This window comes from Pandoraea anhela (assembly GCF_902459655.1).
In the GTDB taxonomy this organism is placed as follows: domain Bacteria; phylum Pseudomonadota; class Gammaproteobacteria; order Burkholderiales; family Burkholderiaceae; genus Pandoraea; species Pandoraea anhela.
In genome coordinates this window covers 74,346-93,814 of sequence record NZ_CABPSB010000021.1, presented here as the reverse complement: position 1 = coordinate 93,814, position 19,469 = coordinate 74,346, and the positions used below count along the sequence as shown (strand labels likewise).

Here is a 19,469-nt window from a genome sequence, read left to right as displayed (position 1 = left end):
GGCGCTAAAGATGAAGACCCCGGCCGAGGCATTCGCTTTAGCCGCTTAACCTGTGCAGGTTTTGCTAGGTCAATACAAAAAGTCCAAGCTTCGCTCTTCCGTAAGTCGAGGCCACATTGCGCACGCCAGTGTTGACGTTATCAGTACGCCCGCGGCGGCCGTAGGTTGTAGAGGCGTGGCTCATAGCGCCTCTCCACGCGTATGCATCGAACCGATGTACGCGAGATGCTGAAAATTCCGCTGACAAGCGGCAGTCCCGCAGGCGATTAATTGGTTACGCTTTGAGAGTTTCTGGCTTGGCATTGTGCAGAAAATTGACTTCATTGCTGCACAGCTTACGAGAGGAATTTCAGGAAAAAAAGAGGGGGTTGGAGCGCCGTTACACGCGAAATTTGAAATTCGATATGAATTAGTAGGCGAATTTCTGCATAAATTTTTTTTTGCGTTACAACGTTGTAACGTTGGCGTTACACGCTGTAGGAACAGCAGACCACGACACCAAAGTTGGCAAGGTTCCTCGGACCGACTGAGGCCCAACGTAACGGCCCGAAACCATCCCCAACGCCGCACTTCGAGCCGCCCTAGCAAACCAGAAATCAGTTGCTCCATGGTCCACTCCCGCGCTGTACCCTCTCATAAATAGGGATTTGGCGCGCAAGCGAGCCATAATTTCTGAGGCGGTGGCATTCTCATGGACACATGCCAGCGTTGCACTGACACTGCTTTACCGTAGTAAAAATCCCCAGATTATTCAAGTCGCGTAGCATTGGGCCAATGACTCTCTCCAGTCTCGCGCCCCCAAACACCCACAAGCAAATTACGCCGCCGGTTGCGCTAAGCTAAATCATTAGGCGTAAATCGCGATAAACGTTCATCTTCTTATCTTACAGACATGAGTTCACCGTAAGTTTTCCATCGAAAATATACATACATCGCAAGTGCAAAAGCAAAATGTTGGCAAGCTAGTTTCTGCTCTTGTACACTCTTCAAAAAAATGTGCATTCCGAAGGAATAGCGTTAATTAACCATGCAAACGGGGGCATTATGGGCAGCTCGGGTTCTGGTTCATTTTCAGATTATCCTGGTACGAAAGCGAAGGACGTTGACGGCACCGGTGTGGCGGGGGGTGCTAGCGGATTGGACAGATGCCAGCAGGCCTTCCACGCGCTCTTGGATGACGTCGGAAACAGCGATTTCTATTCTCAATTCAATAATGTTCCGGCTGTCGCCACTCAATTGAGTATTGCCTTTGATGGTAAGCGAGTTTTCGCCGTCGACGCTAACGGCGTAAAGGTAGGCGCGCTTCCAACGTCGTTCAATTACCTCGTGGCGTGCTTGGCAAGCGGCGTCGCTTATGTTGGCGTAGTTAGCTTGTCAGCAACCGCGCCGGTTCCGACGGTCGAGGCCGATTTCGTCGCTCAATAATCATGTCCCAAACAGAAGCCTTACTTCTTGTCGGGGAGCTTGTTGTCGACTATACATTTGCGCGTACCGGTGCAAACTGCAAACTTCGCTTAGGCGGTGTCGCACACGCCGCGAGGGGACTTTGGGCTACGGGACTCGATTTTTCCGTGGCCGCATTCTGCCCGCAATATCTCGTCGACGAAGCCAAGCGCTACCTCGCAGGATGCGGGTGCAAGGAGTTCATTTGGCTTGGTGAAGTCGTCGGCGCGCCGAACGTTATGCTTATCAGTGACGCGACTGAAGTTGCGCATCAAGGCTATGAAGACTTAATGCGCGACACGAAGAAAGCAATACTTCACCGCCCCGTACCGTCACTTGATGCTTATCCTAATGTACTGGTGTTCCCCGGACAGTTCGACATACGAGAATTCGTCGATGCGTTCTCCGAGAAGGCGCGCTTCTCTTTTGATATCGCGTACGACCTAGACGAACTGACCACACTGAGTACGTTCATCGGACGATTAGACGCCGTCATCATTTCCACGTCGTCTTCGCTCTTCGCGAAGCTTGGGCATCAAAACGTAGACGAGCTCGTCTCTGCAGTAAGAGCACTCGGACCCGAGGTTTTTCTATTGAAGGAAAATCGTGGTGGCAGCCGCCTGTTCAGCTTTCCTGACTGTCGGGTAGAGCACATTCCCGCTGCGCTGGGGCGCACTGCTAATTCTGTAGGCGTTGGCGATGTTTTTTCGGCAGTGCTCATAGGTCTTTCGCGGCGAGGATGGACCGAGGCGGCGTGGCGCGGCTGCCAAGCCGCGACCGCGTACTCCCAGTCAACGTTTCCTGACGACATTCGGTGCGATGTCCAAAGAGGTCTGTTGCTTCCGCTTGAAACGCTTAGAGCACTTGGAGGCACAGTACTCCCGTGGCACGACAGACCGCGTTACGCCGTCTATCTTGCGGGCCCGGACTTTTCTTACGTAGAGAAGCATGAACTTGACCGCGCGGCAGACAGCCTTGTCTATCACAACTTCAGCGTGCGACGTCCTATTCTCGCGAATGGCGAGCTAAAGCGCCCAGCAAGCGAAGGCGCCTTGCGCCGAACTTATCTTTTGGATTATCAGCTTCTGCAAGCATGCGACGTGGTCTTTGCCGTTCCGCTGGGCCGCGACCCAGGTACGCTCGTCGAAATCGGCATGGCAATCGCTATGGGCAAGCCCGTTATCACCTTCGACCCCCGCATGGAAAACGAGAACACGATGGTCATGGTTGGAAGTTCGGTATACTCCGCGGAACTCGACACATGTCTTAATGGAATCTTTGAAGCGGTGGCCAGACTGAGGAGTAAGTTCTTATGAGGAAAGCGCTACTTTTGGCTTCCGGCGGCCTAGATTCGACGACAGTGGGATATCAACTTGCGGCTGCAGGCGTGGATGTCACACCAATCTTTTTTGACTACGGACAACACTGCGTAGAAGTCGAGTGGAATCGAGTTAACGAAGTCCTTCCTACCGATATGCGACGTCCTGAGCGCTTCAACATATCGGACATTTTCAGAGGGTCTCAGTCGAGACTCATTCGTGAGGCGGACCTCTGGACTGAAGAGGTCAAGGACGACGACTTGTACATCCCGTACCGAACAATGTTGTTTTTCGCTGCTGCTGCTGCGCGCGCGCAAACGGTCGGTATTCTGGATGTCTATACTGGATTCATCAATAGCAACCACGCTAAAGAGATTGACTGCACTGCCTCGTTTATGAATAGTCTCGATGAGCTCACCTCGAGTGTTGGACCGGTCCGCTTTCACTCGCCGTTTCGCTACTCATCCAAGGTAGATGTGGCGAGTTCCGCCGCATCACTCGGTGTACCCATTGGACGGACATACTCATGCCAGGCTTCAGCTCAATTTCCGTGCGGGGCATGTCCAAATTGCGTCGAACGACTGAATGCGTTGAAAGAGGCAAGGCTAGTATGAGTAGGATTGGGGCCGCAGGGTCCACCATCGAAGTATTACTCGCCGCGCGTCGAATTGCCGACCATGCAGCGGGGGAGGGCGCCCTCGTTGACGAGACGCCTTCGCGCGCCACGTGTGAGCACCTAGGGGCAGTCCTCGCGGACTCGGTGCTCCAAGCTGGCCTCAATTATGTGACGGTCGTGCGCCCTCGAGTGCTGGCCGTCTTACGCGCACATCCTAATCGCCAAACGATTTCCTCGTTAATTCGATTGATTGAAGATGGCAGAACCAGCTCCTTCCTGAATTGGCAACACCACGAAAAGGTGACTCGCTTCGAATCGCTGGTCTATTTTCTAAGGGGAAGGGGCGTTGAGGACGTCGAGGATTTACGTGCCGAATTGCTGACGGATGAGTTTTGCGAGGCCGTTCAAACAGTCAACGGCATCGGCCCAAAGACAGTCGACTACATGGCATGTCTCGTAGGCGTGGACTCAATTGCGGTTGACCGCCACGTTCGAACGTTCGCCAAAACGGTTGGCGTTAATAACGACGATTACCATTTTCTGCGCAAATCATTCTGCTGCGCAGCCGACCTTCTTTCCTTGCGTCGTCGTGACTTCGATGCCTGGCTCTGGCGTCGAGCCACTGTGGGCGCGCAATCGCAATTGACACTTGGCGTTTAGGTTGGAGAGTTTTTTCTGCCAGTCGCCCCGCATCGGCGCCAAGTTGTATCTCAGCGTAATTCCAAAGCCTGATTTAGCGAAGCAAGCTCTTATCGCGGCTGACATCCCGCCCCACGAACAATTGTCAGTCCTCCGTCACGGGAAAGCCGGCGCTACTTGCATGGCTCCAAAACGCCTCCGATGACGGGTGGAACAATCGGGTCCACTGCGGCGGTCGATGAACTCTATCGCACATGCTTCCCAGACATCATTGCAATGAGAGGACGATGGGGTCGGCTGGATAGTAGATTGCCAAGAGGAAGAAGCTTTCAGGTTTTCCCAATTTCCGCGACGAGACCCGCACGGAAAATGCCCAAGACGAACCGCAACACACGGCCGTTGCTCTCGTCAAAAGGAACGTGCCTTGGTCAAAGGTCGGCAGCCCGCACGCGCTCTGCGTAGTCGTCCATTGCCCCCACTATGTTTTCTAGGAGCGGATGGAAACCCGCCCAATCGAGCTCGTTTGCATGCTTGGCGACAAATTCGTAAGCAAAATCGGCCTTACCAACTGATGTACCAGAACTTGAATCGGACGAGAAGTCAAAGGGTTTCCCGTTTAGGCCCTTGGCGAGGTCTATAGGCGCAAAAAGACCCTCAATACTTCGCTCCTTATCCTCGCCTAACGGTACCGGCACAACATACAGGTTGGCGAACAAATGTACAAAAGATTCTGTTCCTATAATCGTCATCTTCAATGTGTCTTTCACTACCTTGAAGACAGTTTTGCCGCCGCTATCGTTGTCAACGATAAAGATTACCGGCTGCTTACCTCTAGGAGCCTTGAATTTACTCAACTCACTGTGATAAGCGCGAATCAAATTCCCTAAATTTGCCCCTCCACCACTTCCGCCTCCAAGGATAGTGATAGTGGAGTAATTGGGAAGATGGACCGTCTTTCTTTTCTTATGTTTACGAGCGTACTTTAGGAGTTGAAAAGACAACACGTCTTTCCCCTCGCCATCCTTTCTAACCAAGCTGGGGAAGATATTCTTTGTTTGATGCACCGCATTGCTGATATAAACGCCATCCGTCTTCCCCTCGCACACGATGAGTGGCACTGTGTTCGCATAGAATCGAGTGTAAATAAGGAAGCGTCGATAGATGGCTAGATTTCCCGTAGGTTTCTTCTCATTGGCTTGCTGTCCAGGATAGTTGTACGGATGTTTCTTGACATCCGTACGGAAGACGCTATCCACAGAATGGATAAAACCTAACATCCCGTGAAGCTTTGCCGTAACTCCTTCCTCCTCCAACGTTTGCGGCTTGCCATCCACGCCCACAGCCTGGCGTTTGACCGTAAATGTTCCATTCTTAACGAGAGAAGCTACATACGCCCTCACTAGATACCGATACTCAGTGCTGACGTTCACCTTCTTGTTCACAACAAGTCCAGTGACTTGCTGTCTCGAATCTCGATACTGCATTCGGGTTTTCGTTTCATTTATCGAAAACCCGCTTTGCAAAATTAGTCGATTGAGCTCCGCACCAACCCGCCAAGTGTGTCCGGTGGAATCATTTCGGAACGCAATCTCCACGGGGAAGTCTTCTTTGTTTGTAGAAAACGTCAAGTCATCCGCGTACCTGGTGTAGGTGCAACCGTGCATCTGAGCCAACTTAGCCAAATGGACGTCCAGAACTCCAGCAATCATGTTTGAAATGACGGGTGAACACGGGCTGCCTTGAGGTAGTTTTCCTTCTCGGCAAGCTATGTGAGCAATGGCCGTCGCGACACTCGCATCAAACGCGAAATTCCTATCTTTAATTAGAAAACCTCGAATCCTCTTTCCAGTAATACTAGAAAAGAAGTCTTGAAGGTCGACATTGAAAACGTATCGCCGATTTCGGTGAACTGCGGCATTTGTGAGAATGCTTTTTCCCGGACGGAAGCCGTGAGATGCTTTATTATTTTTCTTTGTTATCGTCTCGACATCAGCTATACATCGCTCCAAAGCTGTCGCAAGTTTACGCTGTAGCGATTTTAGCTCGGGTATAGGGGCACAAATATCTCTGCTCCCGCCGTTCTTTTTGGCCATCGAAAACACGGAGTATTTTTCTACGTCTTTTTTTACGTAGAGAAGATACGTCAGGTCTTTATGCTTTATGTCAAGTAGCATCGCAAGCGTCTCACGCGACTTCGCGACTTTGAACCGCTCAAGCATGCTCTTTGGAAACATTTAGATAAGATGCCTCGTAGACACTCCAACGCGCATTGAACGCTACATCGTTATGGCGCCAATCCGGTTGATATCGATAGCAGCATAGGTCCTAACATTATTGCCAAGTGCCATGATTCATGGTAGAAATTCTGTCTACGAGGCGATTTAGATAATACCAAAAATGGTCGGAAATACATCAAGTAACGTGTGCTTTTTGCTTCGCCATCGACCTGCTACTCGCAAGACACCCTTTGTGCGAGGTCGATGTACGTGTCCCGCTTGAAGTCGAGGCACTTCTACCAGTTGACCGCTCAGTCACATACACACGCACGGAAAACCATCCGATTTGACGTCGTACGAACTTCTTCAGGGGAGAGCCCAATCTGAGTAGGATTATCGAATGGAAATCAACGTTGAGACATATGTTCCCTCTGGCGAACCTTCGTCGGCCGGCCTGCGTGTGAGGCCTATTCCCGGTCAAGGGGTTGACCCGAAGCTCAAAGTCGAGTGCTCCCGGTCCGTGCGTCAGCAGTATCCAGTCGGCTCGTTGTTCCGGCTTTCGGTGAAACTAACCGACCGCGAAGGCACACAATTCTTGTACGCTCATTATGCGGCCCCTTTTCAGCATGCGAGCCGAGAAGAATCGGAGCGAATCATTTTAACGATTTACGGTTCCTGACCAGCTGGAGCACTCACACAGGGACACGAAAATGTTTCGATAGAGCGGCCTATTAGGGCTATGTTACTCGTGACGGGGCAACTCTCCGCGACTAGGACGATTACTTGAGGCCAAATTTCGGAGAGATCTCAGCGTGCCGGATACCGCAGCAGGAACTCAATTCTCGTTCGCGTGCGTGGGGCGGTGTGCTCCAACGAAACGCTCTATGTTGGTCACCAAGCCGGTTGACAGTGAGGAGCTTGGCGACGTCTGAATCAAGCCGGGTACTCGACCGAAATGAGACCACGCTCACGCAATTCAGCCACTACCAACGGTGACATTTGCTGTATCAGCGACACTGGTTGCTGCAGGAACCAGCCACGAACCTGGTCTGAGCTCAGTGATGAATCCGTAATCAGCGAAGCCATTGCGGCAGCTGTGATACGAGACAAGCCGAACTCCACTAACGAGCGACCGGTGCGCGTTGACACCCCGAGCTCAAGTGCCAACGAGAAATCGTAGACTTGAGCGACCATTTCGTCGAGTCCCTCTTTGGCAAGGGCGTATTTGAGAAGGTCGACGTAAGCCTTCGCCCACTGGACAAGCTTGAATCGAATCGTTTGCTCAATAAGCGTAAACATGTCACGGATGGCCCCATCGATAGCAGCCTGAGAAAGGGGCCGTTGACTTGTTTGCTGCGCCACCTTCTTCTTGTACTTCACGGCTTCAGCGACCAGCTGCGTCAACGGCTCGCCTCTCATCCACTTCAACGCCGTGACGGTCACATGGCTAACATAGCCCCGCTGTCTCCTCCCCTCCTCCCCAGAGAGGGACATGCCTCCCAGATACTTGTAAAGCCGACGGATAATAGAGTTGTACACCGTGTATGCATCACTCGAAGGATTCGAAGGCATCACTTTCGAGAAGTCACGTTGACGCACAAGTTCACGAATCCGCTGCAGAAGGCTTGCGAGCGCAACTGGGTCAAGCATCCAGCTTGTGGTCAAAACGGAAGCAGGTAACTCAAGGCTCATAAGCGCTTGGTCGGCTAGTTTCGTAAGGTTTTCTTTTTGCTCGTTAGTCAGTGTGAGGCTCCGTCGCCCCAACAACCCGTCCAATGTCTTCTGGGACGAACGAAAGAGAATTAGACCTGCCGCAGCAGTAATCCGGTCCTCAGACGCGCGGTCACGCTCGACAATGTAAGCTTTGTTCACGGCGGCCCGGAGCCGCTCAGCGACCGCGTCAAAATCCGTCTCTACGGTCTGTTTGAAGGCCGCCTTAATTTCAAACGGCTTACGCTCGGTCAGCGGTTTCGTCTCCCAGTTTTCGTAATCCACAAGGAACACATTGCCCACCACCTCCTCACCAAGACGACCAGCACGACCAGCGAAATTCCAGAGCGCGGCTTCATCAAGCGCAGCACCTCTACCGCGAGTCGGTGTATCAATGAAGACATTCCGCGCGGGAAGATTTACGCCTTGAAACAGCGTCGTCGTGCAACAAAGGTAATCCAGTTCGCCACGCTTGAATGCAGCCTCAACGCCTTCGCGCAAGAGGCTCGGCATGTTTCCATAGTGGAATGCGACGCCTTGACGAACATAATTTGCTAGGGAGTATTGTCTGTGAATGTGTTGTTCGATGAATTTCGCTAAGTCTGATAGTCCCTGTGAGGCTCTGGGCTCTCGATTGCGCGCGAGCAGTTCCGTCAGGTCTTCCGCGTTCTTCGCTCCCGTGGCATAGACCAAAGACCTGCCCGATGCACCCAATTCTAGTGCGACCGCCGCGAGCTTCGTATCGTCGCTTAACGCGAACCCACGTTTGAACTGATATGTACCAATGGGCTCAAGCTTCTTCGGAGTAACTAGGTCAAGACTCACCAGATGTTCGTCGAGATTGGAAAACCCCACACTTATCCGATTTTGCACTACGGGCGATAGGGTTGTTTCCTTCACCTCAATGCTTTGCAAGCCGATACTGTCTCCAATTAGCTGGAGGCCGGAGGCTCCGGGAGCCAAAAACAGGAAGCGAGCAGCGGGATTTGACTCGCGCAACTTCTCAAGAGTGTCCTGCAAAATCATGCCGCGGCTGTCATCACCGAGAGACTGTGCTTCGTCGGAAATGACAAGGTCAATCAGACCGGCAACCGCCACCGTCGACAATAGAAACTGCGCCCGCTCCTGCGTCAACACGTAAATCTGTTTGGGACGACTCTCTGGGTCCGGAACCGGGATGGTCGTGATTCGGATGGATTCGGAAATGTTCGATAGGCGTTTTTCCAGCTTGCCGTGAATCTCAGTCAGCAACGCTCGTGTCGGTGCGATGTAAATTGCGCCAAAACGGTCGGCCGCAATTGCACGCTCAGACAAGTGCTCGAGTACGACGAAGGATTTTCCAGACGAGGTCGGCGCAGAAACTGCTGTAGCCGAAGACGAGTCCAAGCTTCGCCAGAGGTCGAGTTGGTATTCGGTCAGCGGGACACGCTCGCCAGCAATGTCGACCGTATTGAGCTCCCTGAGTAATCCCAGGCGCATGTGGGCTTCAAAGCCGAGTTCGGCAGGGTGGTCAATTTCCAGCTTCCGAAGACCAGGGAAGTTACCGAGGTCAGAAAGAATGCGGACGCTGGCTTCACGAATCACTTCGTCATCCGATGCCAAGCTAGCGAATACTGCAATCTGTTGAGCCAGCTCCTTGCTCTCTTCGTCTGTAGCTGATGCGAACACACTCGCGGTATTGAGCAGACGCGTCAGAGCCTTTTCAGCAAGAATCGGTCCGGCAACGCGAACCTGCTGATTTTCACGCAGCACGGTAGACCGAATGCCGACCGCGCGAAGTCCGGCAAGGTCGCTCCAAAAACCCGGTTCCCTCCGGATTTCAATCGCAACTTCGGTGGCGAATGCGCTCATGTGTTCAACTCGGCAAAGATTCGCTTGAATTCATTTACATCAGGTATAGCAATCAAAAAAACGACGCATCCCCCAAGGTCGACCCCTTTCGCCTCGGCTTGGTTTTTCAGATTCTTGCTGAACGTGTCGTGTTTGGCTACGTACAGCCTCTCAAGATGTTCCTCATGAATCTCCGGCGGCTTCTTCAAGTCACGTGGCAGCTTGTCTTGGAAAGCGCTCTCGCTGAAGACAAGGCTACCGACATGGACGTCGCGACGCCGGAGATGGCTACCGTCACCAATGTAGGAATTAAAAAACGACTTTGCCGCCTCTCGTGCGTCTCCCTCCAAACAGTCCAAGTTAGATAGGTCGCTAACAAGTCGGAGTTCGTTCAGCATACGTCCACGGTCGGCCTGATGCTCCGCAATTGAATCGACCATCTCTCGCGAGGCATCGGTCGCGCTCGGGATGAGCTTCGACTCTAGTAGGTAGAAGAGGAGCGACCCGTCGTCAGCCTGACTGCCATGCAATCCATCAACGCCATGCACCGGCATTTCGGATGATGTCTTGAGCGCCATCTTCGCACCAAGTTGCGCCGCACCAAGGTATCTCACTGCTACAACGTAAGCGATGAGCTCGCCAACTTCGCCGTAACGTCCTGGGTGCTTTTGGTTGTACGAAATCAGGAGTCGCCTGGCCTCACGGCGAAGTCGGGACACCACGGACATATCACCGCCCGTGGCCGAGCCTCCACTCTGGACGAAGGCCTCTCTCCGCTTACGAAGAGGAATGACGTAGTTAACGAGCTGGTCAACTAGCAATTCCGCAAGCGCCTCAACTTGCGGAATATGCTCTTGCATGCGAACAAAAAGAAGCCGAGGTTGCTCAAGCGGCGGAGTCGCTGTCACTTCCTTCAGCACATTGTCGATACCTTGAATTGGGTCCAGTAACGCACTAAAGCTGCTATTAGCCTTTGTCATGTGCGTTGCCTCGGTTCGCTGCCGCGACCTTCAGTCGTTCTAGTCAGCACTACTCTCTCCACCAATTATCGTAGGGCGACGGCCCCGACGCCCGATATGTCATTATTATTCTAATGCTTTGTTATACAAATTAATCAAAAGTCCGAGGGCGGCGTATCGCCAATTCCCGCTTTCTCTCAGGAATCGGGGGCATGCCGTGGCACCTTGCTCTGTCCTCCGCATTTCAGCTTTAGCCCAATCTGGCGCGAACGGTTCTCGCCGGTAGCCTACAACTACCGCAGACCGAACGAGCGTTGCGTACCGCCTATCCCGAAATTTCACTTCGGTTTGCGAAGGGCTACATTGGAAGTGACGTTGCTGTGCGTCGCGTCGCGCAAGGTTTCGTTACGACTATTGCAGCCAACGCTTGGGGCTATACCTCGACGACATCGCACAACACGGTACCGGCCCGCTTTGTTCTTATTACATATCGTCTATATCCTGTGCAAACGAAGTGTTTGGAAGCCTCTTTTCCCCGAGTCTACGATGACTTTGTTAAGTTGCTAAAGGAGAAGGCCGTCCACGAAACGGTCATTGAGAATCTGGACACGACTGTCCGGAAGTCTTTGAAATCCCCTGCGGACGAACGAAGAGAACGTCTCGCCATTGCAAACAGACAGCCGCAACAAGTCGTCGTGCTGACTTTTGGACGCAACCCAGACGCCATTGCTGAAGTCATTGTGCGAGCTGGCGGGGACGTGTGAAGGATATGGGCAAGTGGCACCGTTTCGACTCTCGGACGGCAGGCCATGCATTGACGCCTACCATCGGCGGTGCTTAGCCAACGGTGGGGACGACAGCGTCGAAAACGCGGTGACTTTATGTCCTAACTGTCGTCGCGAGCGGTATCACGGTATCGACTACGCCAATGTTTGACGCCAAAAGATGAGGGCGGAGAGGGTAATAGTATTGTTGGGTAACCGTGTGAGGCAAATTCACTCAACGAAGGCTGGAAATGTGCTTCGTTCCGATACAGGTCAACGAATGCGTGTCCGCGTCACTGAACCTGTCGGACGTCACGCTTGGCCATATCCACCAAAGACATCGATAACGGCATGCTATGTATTTTAAAAGCATCGGGGCCATCGACGCATCCCGATAATCACGACCTACCAAAAGAAAAAACCCATAAGTTTTTCAACTTATGGGTCTCTTTTTCTCAGGTTATGCGTCTATCTACAGTATTATCAAACGTCAATATTCCCAGCCCGCAACGCATTACTCTCGATAAACGCCCGACGCGGTTCTACGTCATCGCCCATCAGCGTCGTGAAGATGCCGTCCGCTGCAATCGCGTCTTCGATCTGCACGCGCAGCAGGCGGCGCACCGTCGGGTCCATCGTCGTTTCCCAGAGCTGTTCGGCGTTCATCTCGCCCAGGCCCTTATAACGCTGCTTCGAGACCTTGCTCTCCGCATCGGCCATCAGCCACTTCATCGCCGACTTGAAGTTCGTCACCGATTGCGAGCGCTCGCCGCGCCTGATCGTCGCACCTTCGCCGATCAGCCCCTTGAACGTCTCCGCCGTCTTCTGCAACTGCGCATAGTCCGCCGTTTGCAGGAAGTCCGGATCGATCACGCTCACCTTCACGTTGCCATGATGGCGACGCTCAACACGCAGCGACACCACCGAATCCGCATTCTCGACGTCTTCCGTCACCGCCGTGATCGTGATCTCCGGCGCCAACGGATCGTTGCTCAACGCCGCCTCCAACGCCGCCGCCGACTGCTTCGCGGCTTCCTCGTTGTCGAGATTGATGTCGACACCCTCCGTCACCGCCGTCAGCACCGACGCCTCATACACGCGGCTCAAACGCTCGATCACGCCATCCGACAACTGGTAGCTGCGCGTCAACTCGCCCAGCGCATCGCCCGAGATCGGCGCAGCGCCCGTCGTCGGCACCAACTCGGCATTGTTCAGCGCCAGCTTCAGCATGTATTGACCCAACTCGGACTCGTCCTTGATGTAACGCTCGTCCTTGTTGTGCTTCACCTTGTACAACGGCGGCTGCGCAATGTACACGTAACCGCGCTCGATCAGCTCCGGTACCTGACGGTACAGGAACGTCAGCAACAGCGTACGGATGTGCGCGCCGTCCACGTCAGCATCGGTCATGATGATGATGCGGTGATAACGCAGCTTGTCGATGTTGTAATCGTCCTTGCCGATACCGCAACCGAGCGCCGTGATCAGCGTCACGATCTGCTCGCTCGAAATCAGCTTGTCGAAACGTGCCTTCTCGACGTTCAGCACCTTGCCGCGCAGCGGCAGAATCGCCTGGAACTTACGGTCGCGACCCTGCTTCGCCGATCCGCCTGCCGAGTCGCCCTCGACCACGTAGATTTCGCACAGCGCCGGATCCTTCTCCTGACAGTCCGCCAGCTTGCCCGGCAAACCCACGCCATCGAGCACGCCCTTACGACGCGTCATTTCACGCGCCTTGCGCGCCGCGTCGCGCGCCCGCGCCGCTTCCACGATCTTCGAGCAGATGATCTTCGCGTCGATCGGCGTTTCCTGCAGGAAATCCTCCAGCGCCTTCGCCACATACTCTTCCACCGGCGCACGCACTTCCGACGACACCAGCTTGTCCTTCGTCTGCGACGAGAACTTCGGCTCCGGCACCTTCACCGACAACACGCAGGTCAAACCTTCTCGCATGTCGTCGCCCGTCGTCTCGACCTTCGCCTTCTTGGCGATCTCGCTCTCACTGATGTACTTGTTGATCACGCGCGTCATCGCCGCACGCAGACCGGTCAAGTGCGTACCGCCGTCACGCTGCGGAATGTTGTTCGTGAAGCACAGCACCGATTCGTTGTAGCTGTCGTTCCACTGCATGGCGACTTCCACGCCGATACCGTCGCGCTCGCCCATCACGTGGAACACGGTCGGGTGCAGCACCGTCTTCGACTTGTTGATGTACTCGACGAAACCCTTCACGCCACCGCCGAACGCGAAATCGTCCTCCTTGCCCGTGCGCAGATCCGTCAGACGAATACGAACGCCGTTGTTCAGGAAGGACAACTCGCGCATACGCTTGGCGAGAATGTCGTAGTGGAATTCGACCTTGCCGAAGATCGTCTCGTCCGCCAGAAAGTGCACTTCCGTGCCGCGCTTGTCCGTGTCGCCCAACACCTTGAGCGGCGACGTCTCAACGCCGTCGACCACGTCGATCTCACGGTTCTGCGGCACACCACGGTGGAATTCCATGAAGTGCTTCTTGCCGTCGCGACGCACGGTGAGCTTGAGATACGACGACAGCGCGTTCACGCACGACACGCCCACACCGTGCAAACCGCCCGACACCTTGTAGCTGTTCTGGTCGAACTTGCCGCCGGCGTGCAACTCCGTCATCACGATCTCCGCAGCGCTGCGCTTCGGCTCGTGCTTGTCGTCGAACTTGATGCCCGTGGGAATGCCACGACCGTTGTCCGTCACGGAAATGGAGTTGTCCGCGTGAATGATCACGTGGATGTCATCGCAGTAACCCGCAAGCGCCTCGTCGATCGAGTTGTCCAGCACCTCGAAAACCAAGTGATGCAGACCCGTGCCGTCCGACGTGTCGCCAATGTACATGCCGGGACGCTTGCGCACAGCCTCCAGACCCTCGAGGATCTGAATGGAGGCTGCACCATAGCCGCTTTCGGCCTGCTTTTGCTGTTCGCTCATGACAATCTTCCGGTTACTGCGTCATTTCTGACGAATTACTGCTTCATGACCTGCCGCCCCCCGCGCGCGCTTGACGCTCCGAAGGCTGCTTATCCCGCAAAAGGATAATTCTCTAGAAACGCCAAAGGGGCGCTCGGCCCCTTCGCGCATATGTGACGGCGCGTATGGCGGAAAAATCCGCTCAGATGCGCATCGGCATGACGACGTACTTGAATTCGTCGTTGTCCGGCAGGGTAATCAGCGCGCTCGAATTGGCGTCGCCGAGACTCACCTTCACTTGCTCGACCTTGAGGTTCGACAACACGTCGAGCAGATACGTCACGTTAAAGCCGATATCCACCGACTCGCCCGTGTAATCGATCTCGATTTCTTCCTGCGCTTCTTCGTTTTCGGTGTTGTTCGCGCTGATCTTCAACTGGTTTTCGCTCACCAGGAAACGCACACCCTTGAACTTGTCCGACGTGACGATCGCCGCGCGTTGCAACGAGCGATGCAGCTCTTCACGGCTGATCACGAAGCTCTTGTTGTAACCCTTCGGGATCACACGATTGAAGTCGGGGAACTTGCCCTCGACCAGCTTCGACACCAGCTCGACGTTCGCGAAACGGAACTTGACCTGGCTCGGCGCCACATCGATCTGCACCGGATCGTCGATGTCTTCGAGCAAACGCTGCAACTCGAGAATCGTCTTGCGCGGGATGATCACTTCCTGACGTGCGAACTTCTCGCCCGCGATCGTCGTGTTGCAGTACGCCAGACGGTGACCGTCCGTGGCCACCGCTTCGATCTTCTCGCCCTCGACCACCAGCAGCATGCCGTTCAGGTAGTAACGGATGTCCTGCTGGGCCATCGCGAAGTGCACCATGCCCAGCAACTGGCGGAACGCACGCTGCGGCAGCGCAAAGCTCGCCGCGTAGTCGTTGGCCTCCGCCACCGTCGGGAAATCTTCGGCCGCCAGCGTCTGCAACTGGAAGCGGCTCTTGCCGGCCTGCACCGTCAGACGCTTGTCCGACAGCGACAGCGCCACTTCGGCGTCCGGCATGTTGCGCAGGATGTCGAGCAGCTTGCGCGCAGCCACGGTCGTCGCCACATCATCGGCGCCGGCACCGCAATCAGCGGTGGTCGTGATCTGCAACTCCAGGTCCGTCGAGAGGAAGGAAATGTCCTGTCCGTGCTTGCGAATGAGCAAATTGGCCAGAATCGGCAACGTGTGGCGACGCTCGACGATGCCACTCACAATTTGCAGCGGCCGCAGCAGATTGTCTCGTTGAGTTTTGACCAATTGCATATTTATCCTTCGTAGTAACTGTTAACGGGTGCCAGCTTCTGCTGAAAACCCGAAGATTCCCTTATCAATCAATCACTTGCAGACGGGATAACAGGGCGGAAAACGCTGTGGACGAGCCGGGGACGCATTGTGCGCCGATCCGCTATTGTGCCCGAAAACCCCAGTTCCCCCCAAACCGCACCCCGCTTATCCACAGGGACCCGGGCAACCCCGCCCGACGCCCCGCGAATTCGTCGGCTGTGACGCCGATCGTTACCGGTCTTGCGCCCCGTCCTTTACCCCTTGAGCGTCTGCTCCAGCACGTGCAACTCGTGGTTGAGCTGCGCGTCCTTGCCCCGCTCTTCTGCAATCTTGCGCACCGCGTGCAGCACGGTCGTATGGTCGCGTCCGCCGAACAGTTCGCCGATTTCCGGCAAGCTCTTCTGCGTCAGCTCCTTCGCCAGGTACATCGCAATCTGCCGCGGCCGCGCAATATTGGCAGGCCGCTTTTTCGAATACATGTCGGCGACCTTGATATTGTAAAAATCGGCGACCGTCTTTTGGATGTTCTCGACAGAAATCTGACGATTCTGAACCGTCAACAGATCTTTCAGCGCTTCCTTTGTCAGTTCGATCGTGATTTCGCGGCCATGGAACTTCGAGTACGCGAGGATCTTGCGCAGCGCGCCCTCCAGTTCGCGGACGTTCGAGCGCAGATGCTTACCGACGAAGAACGCCACGTCCTCCGACAATCCCACGCCTTCCGCCTGCGCCTTCTTAATCAGGATCGCCACGCGCATTTCAAGCTCAGGCGGCTCGATGGCCACCGTCAGCCCCGAATCGAAACGCGAAATCAGGCGATCGTCGATGCCGGTGATTTCCTTCGGATACGTGTCGCTCGTGATGATCACCTGCGCACGGTTCGCGATCAGCGCCTCGAACGCATAGAAGAATTCTTCCTGCGTACGGCTCTTGCCCGAAAAGAACTGAATATCGTCGATCAGCAGCAGATCGAGCGAATGGTAGTAACGCTTGAATTCGTCGAACGCCTTGCGTTGGTAAGCCTTGACCACGTCGGACACGTACTGCTCGGCGTGGATGTAGCGAATGCGCGGGTTCTGCTTTTCCGCCAGCAACTGGTTGCCGATGGCGTGGATCAAGTGCGTCTTACCGAGACCGACGCCCCCGTACAGAAACAACGGGTTGTACGACGTGCCCGGGTTGTTCGCGACCTGAATCGCCGCCGCGCGCGCCAACTGGTTCGACTTACCGGTCACGAAGTTGTCGAAGGTCAGCACCGGGTTGAGCTTCGAGCGCTCATAGATCGACTCCACTTCGCCGACCTGAACGGGCTCTTGCGGCGTCACGCGCCAGTTGCGGCGCACCGCCTCGGCCTCGCTCGCCTCCAGATCCGGACGCTCCCCATCGAGCGACGCCGTATCCGCATGGCCACCGTTGGCGCCGGCGACCGCCGCCTGCGCTGCGGCAGCGGCCGCGTTGGCACGCGCACCACTCGCCGACACGGGCGCAGGCGATGCGCTCGGGGCGGGGGCGGGGGCAGGGGTCGACGAGGGCACGCGCACGCCGGCCTTCGGGTCGAGCACGAACGTCACCTCGACCGGGGCGTTCCAATAGTCCGACGCCATACTCTGGATGCGCCCCGAGAACTGGCTCTTTACCCAATCCAGCTTGAAGCGGTTAGGCGCGCCGATCTTGAGCGTGCGCGCCTGTTCGTCGAAGTCGAGCGGCGCCAGCGGTTTGATCCAGGTGCGGAATTGCTGGGGCGTGAGCTCTTGTTCGAGGCGAGTCGCGCAGTGTTGCCAGAAATCGTTCATGCAGCGTGTGTCCAGGTGGCGCGGGGCCCATCCGACGACCTCGGTCTGGCACTCGTTCCGTCTACTCTCCGTTACTTCGGATATGGGGACGAAAGCAGCCAAACCAAGCCGGTCATCCGTCCTCCCAAGGGGTTGTGACGGGCAATCGGCAGAAGTCGAGTCGGACCAGCGGCGCATTGCAGATGTCCGGCGCGAGACGAACCACGGCGCTGCGTTCGGGTTTGATCTCGCGCGTGCGGCCGGCTCCTGCGGCGCGCGCAGACGACAAAACCCGGCGCGCTATCCACATGGCGACGTCACCGGTACTCTGCGGGGAAAAAAATTGATGGGGGATTTTACCGCCAAAGCGGCGGCAAAGCGAGTTATCCACAGGAATGCCCACAGCATGCGCATCTCCGGGCGGACGCGCCGCGTTAACCCGCCTGCCTTCGCACGATGCCTGCGCAAATGCCCGGCAATTGCGACGATTTGCCGCGACGAGCGGGAAATTTGCCCACATCCCCATTTATCCACTGGCAATCATTGAGTAAACGGGCAATTCCCGCCATTATCCACAGGCTTGAGGCGCCCAGTTGGCGAATCCGCGACAACCGGAGCACCGATCGTGTGCAGGCGCCGTGGGGGCGATGGCTAACCTATTGACACACAACGGAAAAGCCGATTAAATAGCGGGTTCGTTAGAAAGATAACCGGATTCCTATCCAACTCCCGACGGCTGGGACGCGCGTGAAAGTCCTTGAATTTGCAGGTTTTCACGGTGTTCTTGTGGCGTTTTACGATGCTGCTGCGCGGGAATTTTTTCACACAGTGAGTGCATCATGAAACGTACTTTTCAGCCTTCCGTGACGCGCCGCAAGCGCACCCATGGCTTCCTGGTTCGCATGAAGACCCGTGGTGGCCGCAAGGTCATCGCCGCTCGTCGCGCCAAGGGCCGTAAGCGCCTGGCCGTCTGATCGCGGTTCTCGGTCGTACTGCGGTTTGCGCGTTAAGTCCGCAAGGCGCGAAGTCCCGGCATTGGGGTTTCCCAAAGCTGCCAGACTTCTCAAAACGGATGAGTTTTCATCCGTTTTTAGTTTGCGCCCCCTGCGCCGTAGCGCGCACTTCGTGTTGTATATGCGCCGGCGCGAAGCTGCGCCGGACACCTCTGCCGATGCCTCGCCTCAACAAGGCCGCATCGGCATTGTCGTCGGTAAGAAGCACGCACCGCGTGCGGTCACTCGCAACCTGATCAAACGTCAGGCGCGCGAGATGTTCCGTCAGCGTCGGGCGGCGCTCGATGGCTGGGACTTCGTGTTGCGACTGACCCGGCGTTTCGACAAGGGGACGTATACAGCGGCGGCCGCGCCAGTGTTGAACACACTGTGCCAGACCGAGTTCGCGCAGCTCTTCGACGCAGCCGAAAAGGCTGCCCGCAAGCGCCGCGCCTCTGACGACAAGACGGAAGGTAGTTAGTCCCCACACGGTAGCGCCCGACCCCGGGCATGCGCCGCCCTCCCGGCCACCTCGGCCGGATTGACAGGCGGAATCGAGATGCGAAGCGTGCTGTTGTTGCTATTGCGCGGTTACAAGCTGGTGATCAGTCCCTGGCTGGGGAACCGTTGCCGCTTTCATCCGAGCTGCTCCGACTACGCACGCGAGGCCATCATCGAGCACGGTGCCGGCTACGGCACTTATCTCGCGGCCAGGCGTCTATGCCGCTGTCATCCGTTTCATCCCGGCGGTTTCGATCCCGTACCGCCGGCTCGACACGTCTGTAACGTTCCCGATCAAACCGCCGATGGCGCCGACAAGGCGACCGGAGACGACACGTCGCGAACGAAGCGGACGGTCTCGTCCGGGCCCGCGGCCGCATCGGCAGTTACGCGCCGCGCGCCGGGCCATTTCTGAGTTTCGTCCACCACGAGTTACCG

At 55.7% G+C, this 19,469-nt stretch carries 14 protein-coding genes; 8 read left to right on the top strand and 6 right to left on the bottom strand.

Features of this window, described 5'->3' with window-relative positions:
* Positions 1 to 975 precede the first annotated feature (975 nt).
* From PAN31108_RS22280 to PAN31108_RS22265, 4 genes are all read left to right on the top strand, one after another.
* Entirely contained in the window at positions 976 to 1,425 is a 450-nt protein-coding gene (locus PAN31108_RS22280; RefSeq protein WP_246184090.1) for a hypothetical protein, read from the top strand.
* Between the two features lie 2 nt (positions 1,426 to 1,427).
* Positions 1,428 to 2,759 (top strand): nucleoside 2-deoxyribosyltransferase, encoded by a 1,332-nt coding sequence (locus PAN31108_RS22275; protein WP_150670944.1) that lies wholly within the window; start codon positions 1,428 to 1,430, stop codon positions 2,757 to 2,759.
* Entirely contained in the window at positions 2,756 to 3,376 is a 621-nt protein-coding gene (locus tag PAN31108_RS22270; RefSeq protein WP_150670943.1) for a 7-cyano-7-deazaguanine synthase, read from the top strand. The genes PAN31108_RS22275 and PAN31108_RS22270 overlap by 4 nt, the downstream gene beginning before the upstream one ends.
* Positions 3,377 to 3,522: 146 nt before the next feature.
* Complete coding sequence (locus PAN31108_RS22265) at positions 3,523 to 4,038, top strand: HhH-GDP family DNA glycosylase (protein ID WP_246184089.1); 516 nt, start codon at positions 3,523 to 3,525, stop codon at positions 4,036 to 4,038.
* Between the two features lie 407 nt (positions 4,039 to 4,445).
* Here PAN31108_RS22265 and PAN31108_RS22260 read toward each other — a convergent pair whose 3' ends face one another.
* From PAN31108_RS22260 to PAN31108_RS22250, 3 genes are all read right to left on the bottom strand, one after another.
* Complete coding sequence (locus PAN31108_RS22260) at positions 4,446 to 6,251, bottom strand: retron Ec67 family RNA-directed DNA polymerase/endonuclease (RefSeq protein WP_150670941.1); 1,806 nt, start codon at positions 6,249 to 6,251, stop codon at positions 4,446 to 4,448.
* A gap of 915 nt (positions 6,252 to 7,166) precedes the next feature.
* The gene (locus PAN31108_RS22255; protein WP_150670940.1) at positions 7,167 to 9,794 is read right to left on the bottom strand and encodes a DEAD/DEAH box helicase; all 2,628 of its coding nucleotides are present in this window, start codon (positions 9,792 to 9,794) and stop codon (positions 7,167 to 7,169) included.
* Complete coding sequence (locus PAN31108_RS22250; RefSeq protein WP_150670939.1) at positions 9,791 to 10,753, bottom strand: HamA C-terminal domain-containing protein; 963 nt, start codon at positions 10,751 to 10,753, stop codon at positions 9,791 to 9,793. The genes PAN31108_RS22255 and PAN31108_RS22250 overlap by 4 nt, the downstream gene beginning before the upstream one ends.
* A gap of 293 nt (positions 10,754 to 11,046) precedes the next feature.
* Between PAN31108_RS22250 and PAN31108_RS22245 the strand changes: the two genes are divergently transcribed.
* On the top strand, positions 11,047 to 11,496 hold the full coding sequence (locus PAN31108_RS22245) for a hypothetical protein (RefSeq protein WP_150670938.1): 450 nt from the start codon (positions 11,047 to 11,049) through the stop codon (positions 11,494 to 11,496).
* Between the two features lie 483 nt (positions 11,497 to 11,979).
* Here PAN31108_RS22245 and gyrB read toward each other — a convergent pair whose 3' ends face one another.
* From gyrB to dnaA, 3 genes are all read right to left on the bottom strand, one after another.
* Positions 11,980 to 14,457: a DNA topoisomerase (ATP-hydrolyzing) subunit B gene (gyrB, locus tag PAN31108_RS22240; protein ID WP_150670937.1), complete on the bottom strand. Its 2,478-nt coding sequence runs from the start codon at positions 14,455 to 14,457 to the stop codon at positions 11,980 to 11,982.
* Between the two features lie 181 nt (positions 14,458 to 14,638).
* The gene (gene dnaN, locus PAN31108_RS22235; RefSeq protein WP_046290265.1) at positions 14,639 to 15,745 is read right to left on the bottom strand and encodes a DNA polymerase III subunit beta; all 1,107 of its coding nucleotides are present in this window, start codon (positions 15,743 to 15,745) and stop codon (positions 14,639 to 14,641) included.
* Between the two features lie 275 nt (positions 15,746 to 16,020).
* Entirely contained in the window at positions 16,021 to 17,559 is a 1,539-nt protein-coding gene (dnaA, locus tag PAN31108_RS22230; protein ID WP_150670936.1) for a chromosomal replication initiator protein DnaA, read from the bottom strand.
* Between the two features lie 818 nt (positions 17,560 to 18,377).
* On the opposite strand from dnaA, the gene rpmH reads away from it, so the two are divergent.
* The 3 genes from rpmH (at position 18,378) to yidD (ending at position 19,446) form a co-directional block, all read left to right on the top strand.
* Positions 18,378 to 18,512 carry a 50S ribosomal protein L34 gene (gene rpmH / locus PAN31108_RS22225; protein WP_010806664.1) on the top strand — a complete coding sequence of 45 codons (135 nt, stop codon included), beginning with the start codon at positions 18,378 to 18,380 and terminating at the stop codon, positions 18,510 to 18,512.
* A gap of 61 nt (positions 18,513 to 18,573) precedes the next feature.
* A complete protein-coding gene (rnpA, locus tag PAN31108_RS22220) occupies positions 18,574 to 19,011 on the top strand; it encodes a ribonuclease P protein component (RefSeq protein ID WP_174995101.1) in 438 nt (145 codons plus the stop codon).
* Positions 19,012 to 19,089: 78 nt separating this feature from the next.
* Positions 19,090 to 19,446, top strand: coding sequence for a membrane protein insertion efficiency factor YidD (gene yidD, locus PAN31108_RS27105; protein ID WP_150670934.1), 357 nt, complete (start codon positions 19,090 to 19,092; stop codon positions 19,444 to 19,446).
* Positions 19,447 to 19,469: the final 23 nt, after the last annotated feature.

Excerpts from the sequence above, each read along its gene's own strand:
- rpmH (WP_010806664.1), top strand. The coding sequence starts at position 18,378 with ATGAAACGTACTTTTCAGCCTTCCGTGACGCGCCGCAAGCGCACCCAT.
- PAN31108_RS22255 (WP_150670940.1), bottom strand. The coding sequence starts at position 9,794 with ATGAGCGCATTCGCCACCGAAGTTGCGATTGAAATCCGGAGGGAACCG.
- gyrB (WP_150670937.1), bottom strand. The coding sequence starts at position 14,457 with ATGAGCGAACAGCAAAAGCAGGCCGAAAGCGGCTATGGTGCAGCCTCC.
- PAN31108_RS22275 (WP_150670944.1), top strand. The coding sequence starts at position 1,428 with ATGTCCCAAACAGAAGCCTTACTTCTTGTCGGGGAGCTTGTTGTCGAC.
- dnaN (WP_046290265.1), bottom strand. The coding sequence starts at position 15,745 with ATGCAATTGGTCAAAACTCAACGAGACAATCTGCTGCGGCCGCTGCAA.
- yidD (WP_150670934.1), top strand. The coding sequence starts at position 19,090 with ATGCGAAGCGTGCTGTTGTTGCTATTGCGCGGTTACAAGCTGGTGATC.
- dnaA (WP_150670936.1), bottom strand. The coding sequence starts at position 17,559 with ATGAACGATTTCTGGCAACACTGCGCGACTCGCCTCGAACAAGAGCTC.
- PAN31108_RS22260 (WP_150670941.1), bottom strand. The coding sequence starts at position 6,251 with ATGTTTCCAAAGAGCATGCTTGAGCGGTTCAAAGTCGCGAAGTCGCGT.
- PAN31108_RS22270 (WP_150670943.1), top strand. The coding sequence starts at position 2,756 with ATGAGGAAAGCGCTACTTTTGGCTTCCGGCGGCCTAGATTCGACGACA.
- PAN31108_RS22250 (WP_150670939.1), bottom strand. The coding sequence starts at position 10,753 with ATGACAAAGGCTAATAGCAGCTTTAGTGCGTTACTGGACCCAATTCAA.